This is a genomic window from Gluconobacter oxydans (genome assembly GCF_006539685.1).
Lineage (GTDB): Bacteria > Pseudomonadota > Alphaproteobacteria > Acetobacterales > Acetobacteraceae > Gluconobacter > Gluconobacter oxydans.
Genome location: NZ_BJNM01000002.1, coordinates 24314 through 41484 on the forward strand (window position 1 = coordinate 24314; position 17171 = coordinate 41484).

The 17171-nt window shown below is 60.4% G+C and carries 12 protein-coding genes; all 12 read left to right on the plus strand.

Annotation, left to right across the window (positions count from 1 at the left end; all coding sequences use genetic code 11):
- Nucleotides 1-120 precede the first annotated feature (120 nt).
- Entirely contained in the window at nt 121-366 is a 246-nt protein-coding gene (locus GOX01_RS01010) for a hypothetical protein (protein WP_024717246.1), read from the plus strand.
- A 46-nt stretch (nt 367-412) separates the two neighbouring features.
- A complete protein-coding gene (locus GOX01_RS01015) occupies nt 413-1645 on the plus strand; it encodes a DNA recombination protein RmuC (RefSeq protein ID WP_011251980.1) in 1233 nt (410 codons plus the stop codon).
- A gap of 64 nt (nt 1646-1709) precedes the next feature.
- Complete coding sequence (locus GOX01_RS01020; protein WP_034954579.1) at nt 1710-2441, plus strand: response regulator transcription factor; 732 nt, start codon at nt 1710-1712, stop codon at nt 2439-2441.
- A complete protein-coding gene (locus GOX01_RS01025; protein ID WP_174787466.1) occupies nt 2428-3873 on the plus strand; it encodes a sensor histidine kinase in 1446 nt (481 codons plus the stop codon). Before GOX01_RS01020 ends, GOX01_RS01025 begins: the two co-directional genes overlap by 14 nt.
- A gap of 170 nt (nt 3874-4043) precedes the next feature.
- Nucleotides 4044-7211, plus strand: a complete 3168-nt coding sequence (locus tag GOX01_RS01030; protein ID WP_024717244.1) for an efflux RND transporter permease subunit — start codon at nt 4044-4046, stop codon at nt 7209-7211.
- Complete coding sequence (locus GOX01_RS01035; RefSeq protein ID WP_011251976.1) at nt 7208-8500, plus strand: efflux RND transporter periplasmic adaptor subunit; 1293 nt, start codon at nt 7208-7210, stop codon at nt 8498-8500. The genes GOX01_RS01030 and GOX01_RS01035 overlap by 4 nt, the downstream gene beginning before the upstream one ends.
- Nucleotides 8500-10170, plus strand: a complete 1671-nt coding sequence (locus GOX01_RS01040) for an efflux transporter outer membrane subunit (RefSeq protein WP_024717243.1) — start codon at nt 8500-8502, stop codon at nt 10168-10170. The genes GOX01_RS01035 and GOX01_RS01040 overlap by 1 nt, the downstream gene beginning before the upstream one ends.
- A gap of 99 nt (nt 10171-10269) precedes the next feature.
- Nucleotides 10270-10704, plus strand: coding sequence for a 50S ribosomal protein L11 (gene rplK / locus GOX01_RS01045; RefSeq protein WP_008852418.1), 435 nt, complete (start codon nt 10270-10272; stop codon nt 10702-10704).
- Between the two features lie 4 nt (nt 10705-10708).
- Nucleotides 10709-11401 carry a 50S ribosomal protein L1 gene (rplA, locus tag GOX01_RS01050; protein ID WP_062269549.1) on the plus strand — a complete coding sequence of 231 codons (693 nt, stop codon included), beginning with the start codon at nt 10709-10711 and terminating at the stop codon, nt 11399-11401.
- A gap of 307 nt (nt 11402-11708) precedes the next feature.
- Complete coding sequence (rplJ, locus tag GOX01_RS01055; RefSeq protein ID WP_024717242.1) at nt 11709-12233, plus strand: 50S ribosomal protein L10; 525 nt, start codon at nt 11709-11711, stop codon at nt 12231-12233.
- A gap of 68 nt (nt 12234-12301) precedes the next feature.
- Nucleotides 12302-12679: a 50S ribosomal protein L7/L12 gene (rplL, locus tag GOX01_RS01060; RefSeq protein WP_011251972.1), complete on the plus strand. Its 378-nt coding sequence runs from the start codon at nt 12302-12304 to the stop codon at nt 12677-12679.
- Between the two features lie 240 nt (nt 12680-12919).
- On the plus strand, nt 12920-17092 hold the full coding sequence (rpoB, locus tag GOX01_RS01065) for a DNA-directed RNA polymerase subunit beta (protein WP_062269565.1): 4173 nt from the start codon (nt 12920-12922) through the stop codon (nt 17090-17092).
- Nucleotides 17093-17171: the final 79 nt, after the last annotated feature.

Sequence of the window (17171 nt, forward strand, 5' to 3'; positions counted from 1 at the left end):
TGTCTTTGCCACAGGATTGCCATCCTGACGTCCGATCACGCGGCAACCGATGAGGTGGCGATCCGTTTCCGCTTTTCCAATTCCGGTTTTCTGAAACTGGCCGATCAAGGACACATCGAAATGTCTCGTTCCGTTTTCCGTCATGTTCTGCGTGCTGCTGCCGGTCTGTCCTTTCTGGGGCTTGGCGCCTGTGTCGGCACGGCGGCGTCCGGTCCCGTCGCGCCGGGCACGCCGATCGCGGGGTATGGCTATACCTGCAAGGCCGGGATCTACACCTGTAAGATGCCGACGCAGGTTCCGCTTGGCGCGCCGTGCTCGTGCCCGGGTCTTGGTGCTGCGTCTTACGGGAATATCCATCAGCCCTAAGACGCCGGCCATTGGCCCCGTTGTGCTGAGCGGGTAGGACTGCGCCATGCAGGAGAATATTTCCGGAATGGCGCAGTTTCTTCCCTGGATCGTGGCGGCTGTAGCGCTGCTGGTCGCATTTCTGGCTGTTCTGCGGGGCGGCAATGGCGGTGGCCGGTTCGAGCGCCTGCTGGAGCGTGAGGCGCAGGAGCGCTCACAGGACGTCGAATATCACCGGGCGCATCTGTCGGAAGTCGAGCGGGTGCTGTCCGGGCGGCTGGACCAGTTCCGGCTGGAGACCAGCGAGCGTCTGAGTACGCTGGCGCGTAATCTGGGGCAGGATCAGGCCGAGGGACGGTTCCTGCTCTCCGATGCGCTGCGGGAGATGGCGCAGAGCCAGAACGAGCAGATCGAACGGATCCGCGCGACCGTGAACGAACAGCTTCATGGCGCGGTCGAAAAGCAGATGCAGACCAGCTTCCAGCGTGTGGTGGAGCAGTTCAGCGCTATGCAGAAAGCGCTGGGCGAGGTTACGAGTGTCACGGCGCAGATCGGTGATCTGAAGCGGCTGTTTTCGAATGTGAAAACACGTGGAGGGTGGGGTGAGGCACAGTGCCGCGCCATTCTGGACGATATTCTTCCCGAAGGCAGTTACGACACGAATTTCCGCCTCGGCACAGCAGGCGAGAATGTGGAGTTCGCAGTCAAAATGCCCGTGCGCGGGACGGAGACGCCGCCACGGCTGGCGATTGACAGCAAATTCCCAACTGAAGCCTATGAAAGGCTTCTGAATGCCTCGGAGGCTGGTGATGCGCTGGCGGAACGTCAGGCGCGACGTGAACTGGAAAATGTCATCCGGTCCGAGGCAAAGAAAATTGCCTCCAAATATATTCTCCCGCCCGTGACGGTGGAATTTGCCGTGCTCTATCTGCCGACGGACGGGCTTTATGCCGAAATTGCCCGGATGCCCGGCGTGATTGACGAGATCGGCCGGCTGTATCGGGTCATGGTGATGGGGCCGTCACTGCTGCCCGCAATGCTGCGGACCGTGCATCTGGGATATGTCACGCTGACTCTTGAAGAGCGGACGGAGGCGATCGCCGGGCTTCTGGGGGCGACGCGGCAGGAGATGTTGCGGATGGATCAGGTTCTGGAAAAGCTGCATCGCAATGCCGGGACCATGGGCAACACGATCGAGGAGGCCCGCCGCCGGACACGTGTGCTCGGGAGGCGGCTGAGGGCGCTGGACGGTACGGCCGATGAAATGGAAGAAGCCTTGGACGAAGCGGCCGCTCCCTGAACATTTTACCCCTTTAAGACCGATTTTAATTGGATGACATGGGGGAGTGCCTCATGTGAGGATCATGACCATGACGTCCGTACAAGAACATGGGGCGCCCGAGCGCACTGTCGGATCCTCTCCCCGGCTCCTGCTGATCGAGGATGACGACAGCATTGCGGCCGAGGTCGCCGAGGAACTCACGACCCGTGGCTATGAGGTCACGCGCGCCGCGACAGGTGTCGAAGGGCTGGATCATGCCTGCACGGGCCAGTTCGATCTGATGATCGTGGACCGCATGCTGCCGGAGCTGGACGGGCTGACCGTCATTGAAAGCGTCCGGGCCCAGCGGATCAACATTCCCGTTCTGGTGCTCTCCGCGCTTTCGGCGGTGGATGACCGGGTGAGCGGTCTCAAGGCGGGCGGAGACGACTATCTGACCAAGCCCTTTGCCATGGAAGAACTGGCGGCCCGTCTGGAAGCGCTGCTGCGCCGTCCGACGGACAGTCGGGTGACGATGCTCCGGGTTGGCCCGCTTGAAATGGATCTGATCGAGCGCCGGGTGTTCCGTAACGGGCAGGAGATCGATCTGCTTCCGCGCGAGTTTCGTCTGCTGGAATACATGATGCGCCGTCCCGACACCGTGCTGACGCGCACCATGCTGCTTGAGGATGTGTGGAATTACCGGTTCGTTCCGCAGACGAACCTGGTGGATGTCCATATCGGGAAACTGCGTCGCAAGATCGACGTGCCCGGCGAGCCGCCGCTCATTCACAGCATTCGCGGTGCCGGGTTCAGTCTGCGTGTCCCGGGCTGACCTGCGCCTTTCCGAACTCTTCCGGGCTGATCTTTTTCGAACGGCCACGTTCCGGCTGACCCTGGCCTTTGTTGTGGCGATCATCGCGGGGATGGCGCTGCAGTTTGGGCTCGTTTACGGGCAGATGAGCGGATACGAGCAGCAGCGCTCGACCGATCTGCTCCAGCGTGAGGCGGCGCTGCTGGTCCATGAGACGCCGGCCCAGCTTGAATATGAAGTCCGCGAGCGCAGCAAGACCGATCTGCGCGTGATCCTCAACGGGGCGGCCCTGTTCGACATGAGCCGCAACCGGATTGCGGGTGACATCAAGAAATGGCCGGTCGGGCTTGAGGTCTCTCCCAAGACGCAGCGTCTGTGGGATGCGCCGCCGGGGGATACGCCGCCGGGGGATACGCCCTACGAAATGCGGTATCTGGCCGTCGAGGTCGAGGGGACGAACGGCAACCGCGACCGTATTCTCGTTCTGGCCCGCTCGCTGCACATGGCCAATGAACTGCGTTACATCACCAAGCGTGCGGCGCTGATGTCCGTAGTGCCGGTTGTGGCGTTTGCCCTGATGGCGGGGATTTTCCTGAGCCATCGCGCACTGGGGCGGATCAAGGACATGCATGAGGCGATCGACCGCATCATGGATGGTGATCTGCACGAACGTCTGCCGACCGGTCGCGAGCGTGACGACATCGAGCGTCTTGCGGTCTCGGTCAACCGCATGCTGGACCGGCTGGAACATCTGCTCGACGAGATCCGGGATGTCGGAAATGACATCGCCCATGATCTGCGGACCCCTCTGGCGCGGGTGAAGGCCCGGCTGGAGCGTGTTTCGGCCATCACGAATGACCCGGCCGCGCTTCAGGGGGCGATCGAGCGGGCGGCTTTGGATCTGGAACAGTGTTTTTCCGTCATCACGGCCCTGCTGCGGATCGGCGAAATCGAGAACGGTCGCCGCCGGGCGGGATTTGCCATGCTGGATCTGCGCGAACTCATGGCCGGGGTAGTGGATCTGTATGAGCCCATCGCCGAGACCGAAGGCGTCATGCTGGAAGTCGTGGATTCGGATGACCCGGTGCCGCTTTTCGGAGACAAGGACCTGCTGAACGAGGTTCTGGCCAATCTCGTGGACAATGCGATCAAGTTCACGCCTGAGCCGGGAACGGTCCGGCTGAGTGCGGGGCAGGGGCCTGACGGGGCGACCTGGCTTCAGGTTGCCGATACGGGGATCGGCATTGCCGAGGACGAGCGCAAGGCCGTCATGGGCCGGTTCTATCGTTCGGATAAAAGCCGGCATGTCCCGGGAAGCGGGCTGGGGCTGAGTCTGGTCTCGGCGATCCTGCGGCTGCACGGAGCTTCAGTGGATATCGTGTCCGCCCATCCCGGTCAGGCGCTGCCCGGAGCGGTTTTCACCATTCATTTCGCGCCGCCGGCCTCTGTCTGAAAAGCGCCTGAATGTGTCGTACTATGTCAATGTTTGCCGTGTGTCTTGATATTTAAACAGAATTTTCCTTGTCGTCTGAGTCTCGATGGATATGACTCGGATCAATTTGCAAGGGGACACCCGTTGAGAATGACCGGACCAGGAAGAGCCCCAAGGGGTAGTCTGACCGCATGAATGCCATTGTCGTTACCGCGCTGAAGCGGCCTTATACCTTCGTTGTTCTGTCGATCATGATCCTGATCTTCGGGGTCAGGGCCATCGTTTCCACGCCGACGGATGTCTTTCCTTCGATCAAGATCCCGATCGTGGCCGTCATCTGGTCCTATACGGGTCTGATGCCCGACGACATGTCCGGACGTATCGTTTATTATTACGAGCGCGCCCTGACAGCGACCGTCAGCAACATCGAACATATCGAAAGCTCGTCCTATTACGGACGTGGTATCGTGAAGGTGTTCTTCCAACCGGGCACGAATACGGCGGTGGCGCAGACGCAGATCACGTCGGTCTCCCAGACGGTCATCAAGCAGCTGCCGAACGGCTCCACGCCCCCGCTGATTCTGGCGATGGATGCGTCTTCCGTTCCGGTCCTGACCCTGCAGGTGAACAATCCGACCATGTCCGGGTCGGAAATCTACAACATGGCGTCCAACCTGATCCGGCCGGAGCTGATTTCCGTGCCCGGGGCGGCCATTCCCAATCCCTATGGTGGTCTGGCCCCGGACATCATGGTGGATATCGATCCGATCAAGCTGCTGGCCCACAGGCTCTCGCCTGAGGACGTGGCTGCGGCGCTGAACCTGCAGAACATCGTTCTTCCGGCCGGTGACCAGCGGATCGGCCAGCTCGACTGGATGGTGAAGACGAACTCGACGCCTCTTGATCTGGCGGTGTTCAACAAGATGCCGGTCAAGCAGGTCGGCAATTCCGTGATCTATCTGCGCGATGTCGCGTGGGTCCATCGAGGGGGGCCACCGCAGATCAATGCGGTCCTTGTGAAGGGCCAGCAGGCAGTCCTGATCGTCATCCTCAAGAGCGGTGATGCATCCACGCTGTCTGTCGTGAGCGGAATCAAGAAACTTCTGCCGCAGGTCCAGGCAACGCTTCCGGCCGGGACGACGGTGAACATCCTGACCGATGCGTCGAGCTTCGTGAAGGAATCGGTCGTGGACGTGGTGCGTGAAATGATCACCGCCGCGATCCTGACCAGTCTGACGGTCATGCTGTTCCTGGGCTCGTGGCGCTCGACCGTGATCGTGGCGACGTCCATTCCACTGGCGATGCTGTGCTCGATCATCGGGTTGAGTATTGCCGGGCAGTCCATCAACGTGATGACGCTGGGCGGTCTGGCGCTGGCGGTCGGTATTCTCGTGGATGACGCGACCGTCATGATCGAGAACATCGATGCGCATCTCGAGACCGGCAAGGAACTCGAGGACGCCATTATCGATGCGGCGAACCAGATCGTCATTCCGACCTTCGTATCCACGACCTGTATCTGCATCGTGTGGCTGCCGCTGTTCGAACTGACGGGTATTTCCGGCTGGCTGTTCATGCCGATGGCCGAGGCCATCATCTTCGCGATGATCGCGTCCTTCATCCTGTCGCGAACACTGGTTCCGACCATGGCGAACTGGATGCTGGCAGCACAGGTCCGGATGCATCGCGACCCGGAATGGCATAACCGCAAGCTGAGCATTTTCGGGCGTTTCCAGCGGGGCTTCGAGGCGCGGTTCACCAGCTTCCGCGAGCATTACAAGACGATCCTCGAGACCCTGATCTCGATCCGTGGCCGTTTCGTGACGCTGTTCCTGTTGGCCGCAGTCTCGTCCATGGCGCTGCTGCTATTCATCGGGCAGGACTTCTTCCCGGAAATCAAATCCGGCACGCTGCAGATGCACATGCGTGCACCGATCGGCAGCCGGCTTGAAGAAACCGGCAAGATCGCCGGACTGGCCGAGCGCCGGATCCGCAGCCTGCTGCCGGGCCAGGTGGTCAATGTCGTGAACAACTGCGGCCTGCCGTTCAGTCAGCTGAACCAGGCCATGATCCCGTCCCCGACCGTGGGGTCGCAGGACTGCGACATCACGATCCAGCTTCGTAATTCCGAAAGTCCGATCGCCGAATACCGCAGGACGCTCCGCAAGGGGCTGACCAATGATTTCCCGGGAACCATCTTCACGTTCCAGCCGGGTGATCTCACGGCCAAGATCCTGAACTTCGGTCTGCCGTCACCGATTGACGTGCAGGTGGTGGGGCGTGATCTGAGCGACAACTTCCGCTTTGCTACACAGCTCGCCAAGAAACTGCGCCATATTCCGGGTATTACGGATGTCTCCATCCAGGAGCCGATGACGCAGCCGACCATCATGGTGAACAACCGCCGAAGCTTTGCGCTGGGAACGGGCATCACCGAGCGGGACGTGGCGCTGAACGCGCTGGTCACGCTGTCGGGGAGTGGTCAGGTCGGTCAGACCTATTACCTGAATGCGCAGGGCACATCGCAGCTGATCGACGTTCAGGCGCCTGCGAACTATCTGCAGACCATGAACGATCTGGAAATCCTCCCGATCGACAAGGGAGACGGCAATCCGACCAACCAGACACCGCAGCTTCTGGGGGGGCTGAGTGAACTGGTGCAGACCGGGACACCGGCGGAAATCGCGCATTATAACATCATGCCGGTCTTCGATATCTATGCGGCGCCTGAAGACATGGATCTGGGAACTGTCTCGCGGTCGGTGAACCGGATCGTGGACAACGAGCGCAAGCTGCTGCCGCATGGGTCGAGCATGGTGGTCCGCGGTCAGGCCGTGACGATGAATGATGCCTATGTCCAGTTGATCGGCGGCCTCGCGCTCTCGATCGTGCTGGTCTATCTGATCATCGTCGTGAACTTCCAGTCCTGGCTCGATCCGTTCGTCATCATCACCGCTCTGCCGGGTGCTCTGGGTGGTATTTCCTGGAGCCTGTTCCTGACCCATACCGCCATGTCGGTCCCGGCTCTGACGGGTGCGATCATGTGCATGGGAACGGCTACGGCCAACGCCATCCTCGTGGTGTCGTTTGCCCGTGAGCGGATGGATCATCACGGTGATGCCATCACGGCGGCGCTGGAAGCGGGTTATGAACGTATCCGCCCGGTTCTGATGACAGCGCTGGCAATGATGATCGGCATGATCCCGATGTCCATCAGCAATTCCGACAATGCGCCGCTGGGCAAGGCGGTGATCGGCGGGCTTCTCGTGGCAACCGTTGCCACCCTGCTTTTTGTTCCCTGCGTTTTTGCCCTTATTCATTACAAGCGGCCTGCTGGGCCTGAAGGAGACCGCGCGTGAGCCATTCTGCGGATCAGGGGCAGGTGCCTCCGACAAACCATCCGGCACGCACGGGTTCTGGAACACGCGGCAAGCTCGTCCTGCTGGTGGTGATCCTGCTGGCGATCGCCCTGGCGGCCTGGGGGATCGTGCAGCGGGGAACGCATTATCATTCCCTGACCGGCGCGACAGAAGACGCTGCCATTCCGCCCGTCACCCTGATTGCGCCGCAGCCGGGTCCAAAGACGCGGCAGGTCGATCTGCCTGCCAATCTCGCGGCCTGGTATGAGGCGCCCATCTACGCGCAGGTCTCGGGCTATGTGAAAATGTGGTACAAGGATTACGGCGCGCATGTGAAACGCGGCGATGTTCTGGCTGAAATCAGCACCCCGAGCATCGACGCCCAGTTCGAGGCGGCCAAGGCGCATTACAACGTCATTCTGGCGCGGTACAATCTGGCCCTGATCACGACCAAGCGCTGGACGGCCCTGAAGGGAACACAGGCCGTGTCGCGTCAGGAAGTGGACGTGCAGGCCGCCAATGCCGCCGCACAGAAAGCCGAGCTTGAAGCCGCGCGTCATGATGTGGACCGCTTCCAGGCCCTTGAAGACTTCAAGAAGATCGTCGCGCCGTTCGACGGGATCGTGACGTCGCGTCTGGTGAACGTGGGTGACTACGTAAACGCAGGCGGTGGCAATCTCAATTCACGGGGCACGGCGTCCGAGCTGTTCTCGGTGGCCGATGTACACCGCATGCGCGTGTTTGTGTCGGTCCCGCAGGATTTCGCCAGCGTCATTTCGCCGAAAATCGAAGCCGAGCTGACGGTGCCGCAGTATCCGGGAAGCCGCTTCCGGGCGACGTTCCTTGCAACCGCCAACGCCTTCAATGCCGCGACCCGTACGGTCACGACCGAGCTGACGCTGGATAACAGCGATAATCTGCTGTGGCCGAACTCCTATGCGACCGCACATATTTCGGCTCCCGGCAATCCGAACATCCTGATCCTGCCGGAAGGCGCGATCATCTTCAGGGCCGAGGGGACACAGGTGGCCAAGGTCATCAATAACCACGCCCATCTGGTGAATGTGACCGTCGGCATCAACTTTGGCACGACAGTCCAGGTCCTCAGCGGTATTACAAAAGACGACCGTGTGGTTGCCAACCCTACTGCTGATCTGCTGGAAGGGGATGAAGTCAAGATCGTCCCGACCACGCCGGGATACAACACGCCGAGCAACGCGCAGCAGGATGCGGACCAGCAGCCTGTCCGTCAGCATGATGCAAACCCTGAGGAGGCCGGATCTCGCTGATGAAACCGGAATGTTCCCAGTCATCCCCGCTCCAGTCATCTCCGTCCGCCACCGCTTCTTCCAGACGTAACCGCTCCAGATGGCGAATCACGACGGCTCTGGCCGGCGTGTTCTCGATCGGACTGGCGTCATGTGATCTGTCGCCTGAATATCATCCCCAGAAATTCCTCTATCCCGAAGGATGGGAAGGAAAGGGGCTGATGGGCAATGCGCAGCCCGCGGATGGCGTTGTCCGCAGTGACTGGTGGACCATGTTCAACGATCCCATTCTCGATGGGCTCGAAAAGCGCATGCTGGCCGTCAATCCCGATCTGCAGGCCGCAGCGGAAGCCTTTACGCAGGCCCGCGATGTGGCCCGCGAGACGGAAAGCCGTCTGTATCCGCAGGTGACCGGCGCGGCTCACATGAGCGACAACAAGGGCTCCCTCGGCCGGCTGTATAACAACCCGGCCACGAGCAGCAGTCTCGTTTATGAATCCAATCAGGCTTATAGCGGTGCTGCGACCTGGGAGCCGGATTTCTGGAACTCGATCCGTAACACCACGCGGATGCAGAAAAACCTGGCACAGGCTTCGGCAGGCCAGTACGCGCTGGCCAGGCTGAGTCTGGAAGCGGAACTGGCGTCCGACTATATCGCCCTGCGCGGGCTTGATGCCCAGAACGCGGTTTATGATGACTCCATCCGCTACTTCCGTGCCGCGGTCGAGATCACGGAACTGCGTCAGGCGGGTTCGATCGGTGCCGGCCTGGATGTTTCCCGCGCAGAGACCCAGCTTTATTCCGCGCAGGCGGGCAAGAGCAATCTGATCGCCCGACGCAACGTCATGGAGCATGCGATTGCGGTCCTGCTCAACACGGCCCCCGCAGGTTTCCATATCGCGCCCGTCAAGGACGTGAAAATGCATTTCGGGGTCGTGAAGATCAATGCGGGACTGCCTGCGTCGCTTCTGGAACGCCGTCCTGATATTGCCATTGCCGAGCGGCAGATGGCTGCCTCGGCCCGGGCCATCGGTGTGTCACGCGCTGCGTTCTACCCGCATATCACGTTCAGTGCCGAAGGCGGCTTCGAGGATGGTGGTTTCGATCTCGCCAGCATCTCCCGGGCATTCTGGAAGATCGCGGTTCAGGCGGTCGAGCCGGCCTTTACCGGCGGTCTGCGGCGTGCAGCGCTTCAGCGCTCCTGGTCGCAGTACCGGAGCATGGTGGACAACTACCGGTCCGTCGTCCTGTCCGCATTCCAGGATGTCGAAGATGGCCTGACGCAGACACGCCAGTTCAAGATCGCACAGGATCAGCAGCAGAAGGCCGTGGATGCGGCTCTGCGCACGCAGAGCATGACCATGGCGCTCTATACGGGCGGCCTGTCGAACTATCTTGATGCCCTTGTGGCCCAGCAGGATGCCCTTCAGGCGCGTCTGGCCGAGGTCGAAGTCCAGACGGCTCAGGTCCAGTCCTCTGTGCGTCTGGTCCGTGCCCTGGGCGGTGGCTGGAGCGCCAGTGATCTTCCAGGCATCAAGCAGATCGATCCGTTTGGCCCGCTCCAGTACAAGGACCTGCGGACGCCAAAGCCCGTGAACGGTATCGACAGTCATGCCTCCCCGCTGGACAATGATCTGCGCGGTGATCAGGTGTCGGCAAATGTCCCGCAAGGCTTGACGGGACGGCCCTGACTGGTCTAGGGGTCCGCCTCACTTCGAACGCGGGAGGAGGAGGCGTGGCCGACTCCGTTGAACCGCGGTTCGGGAACGACAAACAGGGGAGTCCCGGATATGGCCAAAAAAGTTGTTGGCTACATCAAGCTTCAGATCCCGGCTGGTAAAGCCAATCCTTCTCCGCCGGTTGGTCCGGCTCTGGGTCAGCGCGGCCTGAACATCATGCAGTTCTGCAAGGAGTTCAACGCCAAGACGCAGCAGCTCGAGCCCGGCATGCCGATCCCGGTGGTCATCACCGCCTATGCGGATCGCACGTTCTCCTTCATCACGAAGACGCCGCCGAACACGTACTTCCTGCTGAAGGCTGCCAAGATTTCCAAGGGCAGCCAGACGGTCGGCAAGTCCGCTGCGGTTGGTTCCGTGACGACGGCTCAGCTTCGCGAGATCGCTGAGACGAAGTTCAAGGACATGAACGCCAACGACATTGACGGTGCCGTGCGCATGCTCGCCGGTTCTGCCAAGTCGATGGGCCTGAACGTGGTGGAGGGCTGATATCATGGCCAAGAACAAGCGTCTGACCGCCGCACAGGCAACTGTTGAGCGTAACAAGTCGTATGGTCTGTCCGAGGCCGTCGCTCTGGTGAAGAGCAACGCCAAGGCAAAGTTCGACGAGACGATCGAAATCTCGCTGAACCTCGGCATTGACCCGCGTCATGCTGACCAGATGGTCCGTGGTCTGATCTCCCTGCCGAACGGTACGGGCAAGACCCTTCGCGTTGGCGTTTTCGCCCGTGGCCCGAAGGCTGAAGAAGCCCTGGCTGCCGGTGCGGAAGTTGTTGGTGCGGAAGATCTGGCTGAAAAGATCCAGGCTGGCGAAATCGATTTCGACCGCTGCATCGCAACGCCGGACATGATGGCTCTCGTGGGTCGTCTTGGTAAGATCCTCGGCCCGCGTGGCCTGATGCCGAACCCGCGTCTCGGCACGGTGACCATGGACGTCAAGGGTGCCATCACGGCAGCCAAGTCCGGTCAGGTCGAATACCGCGCCGAGAAGGCTGGTATCATTCATGCCGGCGTCGGCAAGGCTTCCTTCGATGAAGCCAAGCTGGTCGAGAACATCAACGCTCTGGTCGATGCCGTTCAGAAGGCTCGTCCGACGGGTGCCAAGGGTACGTATCTGAAGAAGGCAGCCCTGTCTTCCACGATGGGTCCGGGCGTTCGCGTTGACGTTGCGAGCTTCGAGGCCTGATTGACAGGTGGTCTTCCTTCTGGGAAGACCACCATGAAATGACGTCACGCCTTCGGGTGTGATGGCTAAGGGGTGGCCCGCTTCGGTGGGCTGCTTCCAAACCTGTCCAAGACCGCACGTGGACCTTCGGGGCCTTAAGGATCTTTCGGGATCGCGGGCGTCAGACGGGGCGACGGTATTTTTGTGGCTCTGCTGCGATGTGCTGGGTTCGCTCACTTCTGTGGACAGGCGAGCGGGACTGCTTCGAAAGAGGCGGTTCCATGGGTAACCTGGTCCGGTGAAAGCCGGACTGACGAGGAGACAGGTTTTGGACCGTACGGAAAAACGGGCCTTTGTTGAGTTCCTCGCCGATGTGTTTGGCAGCACGTCCATGGTTGTCGTCACCCAGAACAAGGGTCTGACGGTTGCCGATGTGACGGAACTGCGTCGACGCATTCGTGCGGCAGGGGCGACATACAAGGTTGCGAAGAACCGGCTGGCCAGCCGTGCTCTGGATGGGACCCAATTCGACGGCATCGCGCCGCTGCTCAAGGGACCGACCGCGCTTGCGTGGTCTGAAGACCCGGCATCGGTGGCAAAGGTGATCGTCGAGTTCGCCAAGACGAACGACAAACTGGTGGTGCTTGGTGGCGCCCTCGGTTCCCAGGCGCTTGGCGTCGATGGAATCAAGGCCCTTGCCGAGCTGCCGTCGCTGGACGAGCTGCGCGCAAAGCTGGTGGGTATGATCAATACCCCGGCCACGCGTATCGCAGGTGTTGTCCAGGCGCCGGCTGGCCAGCTTGCTCGCGTCTTTGGCGCCTATGCCAAGGCCGGCGAAGCAGAAGCCGCCTGAGAATAAAGGTCCGCGCTGCGGCGTAGGCCTTGAACCTGATCAACAGTACATCAATTTAGGATAAGACCATGGCCGATCTGGCAAAGATTGTTGAAGAGCTGTCCGCTCTGACCGTTCTGGAAGCTGCAGAACTCTCCAAGATGCTCGAAGAGAAGTGGGGCGTTTCCGCTGCTGCTCCGGTTGCAGTTGCTGCTGCTGCTGCCGGTGGCGCTGCTGCTGCACCTGCGGAAGAGCAGACCGAATTCACGGTTGTCCTGGCTGACGCCGGCGACAAGAAGATCAACGTGATTAAGGAAGTCCGTGGCATCACGGGTCTGGGTCTGAAGGAAGCCAAGGACCTGGTCGAAGGTGCACCGAAGACCGTTAAGGAAGGCGCGTCCAAGGACGAAGCTGCCAAGATCAAGAAGGCTCTTGAAGACGCCGGCGCCAAGGTCGAAGTCAAGTAATTCACTGACTTCAGGCTGCTCCGTTCGCGGAGCAGTCTCTGCCTGGCAGACAGATGGGGCGGGGATCGCATGCGGTTCCCGCCCGATTTGCCGTTGGAGCAAAACGGGCGTATAGTGCGCGGCTCGCCACGTACTGAAAATTTCATAATGGCCGGTCGTTCCGGTCGTCCGCAATGCTGGGGCCAGTTTCCCAGCGCCGTTTACGGGCGACTCGAAGGTCTGGTGCAGAGGGCAGAAGAGATGAACGCGATCACCAAATCGTTCACGGGACGCAAAAGGATCCGCAAAAGTTTCGGGCGTATTCCCGAAATTGCGCCGATGCCCAATTTGATCGACGTGCAGCGCGCCTCCTACGAGGCATTCCTGCAGATGAACGTGAGCCCTGACAGCCGGCAGGATGCCGGGCTTCAGGAAGTCTTCCGTTCGGTTTTTCCGATCAACGATTTTGCGGGTCGCGGTCGTCTGGACTTCATGTCCTACGAATTCGAAGATCCGAAATATGACGTCGAAGAGTGCATTCAGCGCGGTCTGACCTATGCAGCGCCGCTGAAGGTCATTCTTCGTCTGACGACGTGGGATATTGACGAGGATACGGGCTCGCGCTCGATCCACGACATGAAGGAACAGCCGGTTTACATGGGCGACATGCCGCTCATGACCGATAACGGCACCTTCATCATCAATGGCACAGAGCGTGTCATCGTCTCGCAGATGCATCGTAGCCCGGGCGTGTTCTTTGATCACGACAAGGGCAAGACGCATTCTTCCGGCAAATACCTCTTTGCTGCCCGCGTCATTCCGTATCGTGGTTCCTGGCTCGATTTCGAATTCGACGCCAAGGACCTGATCTATGTGCGCATCGACCGCAAGCGCAAGCTGCCGGTCACCACGCTTCTGTATGCGCTTGAGGGTGCAAACTACCTCGCGCAGCGTGAGCAGAAGATTGCGGAAGGTGGCGATGTCGAGGGTCTCGATATCCGCGGTATGGATCAGGACGAAATCCTGTCCTACTTCTATGAGGCTGTGCCGTTCACCCGTCTGGGGGGCGAATGGGCGCGTCCGTTCGATCCGGATGCCTTCCGTGGTCTGAAGCTTCTCAGCCCGCTGGTGGATGCCGACACGGGTGAAGTCGTCGCCGAGGCCGATGCCAAGCTGACCGCGCGTATGGTCCGCAAGATCGCGGAAAAGACCCGCGTCGTGCAGGTCGGTCGCCTCGATATTCTTGGACGCTTCCTGGCCTATGATCTCGTGAACGAGAACACGGGCGAGATCTACGGCGAAGCCGGCGAAGAGCTGACGGAAGACCGTCTGGCCGCGCTTGAAGAGATGGGGATTACGGAGCTTCCACTGCTGTCCGTGGACGGTTCGCACGGTCCCTGGATCCGCAACACGCTGGCTGCCGACAAGAACAGTTGTCGTGACGAAGCCCTGATCGATATCTACCGCATCATGCGTCCGGGTGAGCCGCCGACCAAGGAAACGGCGGAAGCCATGTTCCATGGTCTGTTCTTCGACCAGGGCCGCTACGATCTCTCCGCGGTCGGTCGTGTGAAGATGAACATGCGTCTTGATGTCGATGCGCCGGATACCCTGCGCGTCCTGCGTAAGGAAGACATCCTGCGCACGATCAAGATCATGTGCGAACTCAAGGACGGTCGCGGCCAGATCGACGATATCGACAATCTTGGTAACCGTCGTGTCCGCTCTGTCGGCGAACTGATGGAAAACCAGTATCGCGTCGGTCTGCTCCGCATGGAGCGCGCCATCCGCGAGCGTATGGGTTCCGTCGACATCGACACGGTCATGCCGCATGACCTGATCAACGCAAAGCCGGCTGCCGCTGCCGTGCGTGAGTTCTTCGGATCCTCGCAGCTCAGCCAGTTCATGGATCAGACCAACCCACTCTCCGAAGTGACGCACAAGCGTCGTCTTTCGGCGCTTGGTCCGGGCGGTCTGACCCGTGAGCGTGCAGGCTTCGAAGTTCGTGACGTTCATCCGACGCATTACGGCCGTATCTGCCCGATCGAGACGCCGGAAGGCCCGAACATCGGTCTGATCAACTCGCTGTCGACCTATGCCAAGGTGAACAAGTACGGCTTCATCGAGACGCCGTATCGTCTGGTGGAAGAGGGCGTTCTTCAGGATGGCTGGAAATATCTTTCCGCCATGGAAGAAGAGAAGCTCGTCGTTGCCCAGGCTGATGCCAAGCAGGACGATCAGGGCCGTCTGACAGATGAACTCGTTTCTGTCCGTCGTTCCGGTGACTTCCGCGTCGTTCCGCCGGATCAGGTCACGGCCTGTGACGTTTCGCCGAAGCAGCTTGTGTCTGTCGCTGCCGCGCTCATTCCGTTCCTTGAGAACGATGACGCCAACCGCGCCCTGATGGGTGCGAACATGCAGCGTCAGGCTGTGCCGCTGGTGAAGGCTGATGCCCCGCTGGTTGGTACCGGCATGGAAGCTGCTGTTGCGCATGACTCCGGTGCGACCATCGTTGCCAAGCGTCGTGGTGTCATCGACCAGATCGATGGTGCCCGTATCGTGGTGCGTGCGACGGACGAGGCTGGCGCCACGCAGGGTGTGGATATCTACCGTCTGCGCAAGTACATGCGTTCCAACCAGTCCACCTGCATCAACCAGCGTCCGCTGGTGAAGGTCGGTGACACGGTTCATGCCGGTGACATCATTGCTGACGGTCCGTCCACCGAGCTGGGTGAACTGGCTCTGGGTCGCAACGTGCTTGTCGCGTTCATGCCCTGGAACGGTTACAACTTCGAAGATTCCATCCTGATCTCCGAGCGTATTGCCCGTGATGACGTGTTCACTTCGATCCATATCGAAGAGTTCGAAGTCATGGCTCGCGATACGAAGTTGGGTCAGGAAGAAATTACGCGCGACATTCCGAATGTCGGTGAGGAAGCCCTGCGCAACCTCGACGAAGCCGGTATCGTCTATGTCGGCGCCGAGGTGAACCCGGGTGACATTCTCGTTGGCAAGGTGACGCCGAAGGGTGAAAGCCCGATGACGCCTGAAGAGAAGCTTCTGCGCGCCATCTTCGGTGAAAAGGCTTCCGATGTCCGTGACACGTCCCTGAAGCTGCCGCCTGGCACGACGGGTACGATTGTCGACGTTCGCGTCTTCTCCCGCCGTGGCGTGGACAAGGACGAGCGTGCAATGGCCATCGAGCGCGCCGAAATCGAGCGTCTCACCAAGGACCGTGACGACGAGCGTGGCATTCAGGAACGCAGCTTCTACAACCGTCTGCGTGAGCGTCTGATTGGCCAGACGGCCGGTGCCGGCTTCAAGGGCATCCGTTCCGGTACGCCGATCACGGAAGAGGTTCTGGACGAGCATCATCGCGCGACCTGGGCCAGCATCACGGTCACGTCCGATGAAGTCATGGCAGAGCTCGAAAAGCTGCGCGGTGAGTTCAAGGAAGCGACCCGTCGCATCGATGCGCGTTTCGACAGCAAGGTCGAGAAGCTGCAGCGCGGTGACGAGCTGCCGCCTGGCGTGATGAAGATGGTCAAGGTCTTCGTTGCCGTGAAGCGCAAGCTTCAGCCGGGTGACAAGATGGCCGGTCGTCACGGTAACAAGGGTGTCGTCTCCCGCGTTGTTCCGGTCGAGGACATGCCGTTCCTTGAGAACGGTCAGGCTGTCGACATCGTGCTGAATCCGCTGGGTGTGCCGTCGCGCATGAACATCGGTCAGATCCTCGAGACCCATCTGGGCTGGGCCTGTGCCAATATCGGCGCAAGCATCGGTGATATGGTGGACGAGTATCAGCGGACCGGTGAGCGCAAGCAGGAACTGCTGGATCGCCTGCACGAAGTCTATGGCGATGTCATCTTCAACGAAGATGTGGCGACCTTGCCGAACGAACAGCTGATCGAGCTTGCGAACAACCTTCGCAAGGGTCTGCCGATCGCAACGCCGGTGTTCGACGGCGCCTCCATCCCGGACATCGAAGAGATGCTCGAGAAGGCCGGTGTCAACAAGTCGGGCCAGTCGCAGCTGATCGATGGTCGTACGGGTGAGCCGTTCGAGCGTCAGACGACGGTTGGCTACATCTACATGCTGAAGCTGCATCACCTTGTCGATGACAAGATCCATGCCCGTTCGATCGGTCCTTACTCGCTCGTCACGCAGCAGCCGCTGGGTGGTAAGGCGCAGTTCGGTGGTCAGCGCTTTGGTGAAATGGAAGTGTGGGCCCTTGAGGCATACGGTGCAGCCTACACGCTGCAGGAAATGCTGACGGTGAAGTCGGATGACGTGTCCGGCCGTACCAAGGTCTACGAGGCAATCGTTCGCGAGCAGGACGATTTCGAAGCCGGCATTCCGGAGAGCTTCAACGTTCTGATCAAGGAACTGAAGTCGCTCGGCCTGAACGTCGAACTCGAGCAGAGCGGGCTTTAATTGCCCGCTCCCTCCTTCTCGCCACGGTTCATTTTTAAGGTGTCCGCGGGACGCCGCGGTACACATTGGGGTTTCGGCG

Excerpts from the sequence above, each read along its gene's own strand:
- GOX01_RS01010 (WP_024717246.1), top strand. The coding sequence starts at position 121 with ATGTCTCGTTCCGTTTTCCGTCATGTTCTGCGTGCTGCTGCCGGTCTG.
- GOX01_RS01015 (WP_011251980.1), top strand. The coding sequence starts at position 413 with ATGCAGGAGAATATTTCCGGAATGGCGCAGTTTCTTCCCTGGATCGTG.
- GOX01_RS01020 (WP_034954579.1), top strand. The coding sequence starts at position 1,710 with ATGACCATGACGTCCGTACAAGAACATGGGGCGCCCGAGCGCACTGTC.
- GOX01_RS01030 (WP_024717244.1), top strand. The coding sequence starts at position 4,044 with ATGAATGCCATTGTCGTTACCGCGCTGAAGCGGCCTTATACCTTCGTT.
- GOX01_RS01040 (WP_024717243.1), top strand. The coding sequence starts at position 8,500 with ATGAAACCGGAATGTTCCCAGTCATCCCCGCTCCAGTCATCTCCGTCC.
- rplK (WP_008852418.1), top strand. The coding sequence starts at position 10,270 with ATGGCCAAAAAAGTTGTTGGCTACATCAAGCTTCAGATCCCGGCTGGT.
- rplA (WP_062269549.1), top strand. The coding sequence starts at position 10,709 with ATGGCCAAGAACAAGCGTCTGACCGCCGCACAGGCAACTGTTGAGCGT.
- rplL (WP_011251972.1), top strand. The coding sequence starts at position 12,302 with ATGGCCGATCTGGCAAAGATTGTTGAAGAGCTGTCCGCTCTGACCGTT.
- rpoB (WP_062269565.1), top strand. The coding sequence starts at position 12,920 with ATGAACGCGATCACCAAATCGTTCACGGGACGCAAAAGGATCCGCAAA.